Origin of the sequence: Afifella sp. IM 167 (genome assembly GCF_020144925.1) — a bacterium.
Taxonomy (GTDB): domain Bacteria; phylum Pseudomonadota; class Alphaproteobacteria; order Rhizobiales; family Afifellaceae; genus Afifella.
Map to the genome: position 1 here is coordinate 1 of NZ_NSLC01000028.1, position 705 is coordinate 705.

Annotated in this window: 1 protein-coding gene; it reads left to right on the plus strand. The window is 30.5% G+C overall.

From position 1 onward, the window contains the following. The first annotated feature begins 135 nt into the window (after positions 1–135). Complete coding sequence (locus CLD20_RS19970) at positions 136–687, plus strand: TetR/AcrR family transcriptional regulator (RefSeq protein WP_000028029.1); 552 nt, start codon at positions 136–138, stop codon at positions 685–687. Positions 688–705 lie beyond the last annotated feature (18 nt).

Genomic DNA, 705 nt, shown 5'->3' on the forward strand with positions numbered 1-705 from the left:
TTTCTTCACAATCTTTAGATTAATTTATTGGATTATTTTTATGTGAAAGAGTGATATTAAATAAGAGCTTTAATTCGATTGACAAAAAAACCGTCCAGAAGGTATATTATATGTATCTAAGTTATGGAGGTTATTATGTCTATTTCAAAGCATGCTAATAAGAAAAAAAATATATTGATTGCTGCATCTGAAATTGTAAAAGAAGAAGGAGTTGTCAAACTCACATTAGAGGCAGTCGCCCAAAGAGCTGGCGTGAGTAAAGGTGGATTATTATACCATTTTCCTAGCAAGGAAGCATTAATTAAAGGAATGGTGGAAGATTGGACAAATAATTATTTCGAATGCATTAATACGTTAGTTAATAACGACGATGATAACGCAATAGGAAAATGGAATAGGGCTTATCTTAAATCTACATTTTCCGATTTAGAAAACAATAATCTAAATTCCGCACTAATGGCTGCTATGTTTATTAATCCAGATTTATTAGATGAATTCCGGCAGAGATACGATATTTTGCATACAAAGTTAATAACTGATGGAATTGATCCTGTCAAAATAACAATTACAAGATTATCCATAGATGGTCTTTGGTTTTCAGAAATATTTGGAATGGCACCATTAAATGAAGAACTAAAAACACAAGTTTTTGATGAACTAATAAACATGATTCAGGAGGACGAATAATGTCATATCTATATTTAG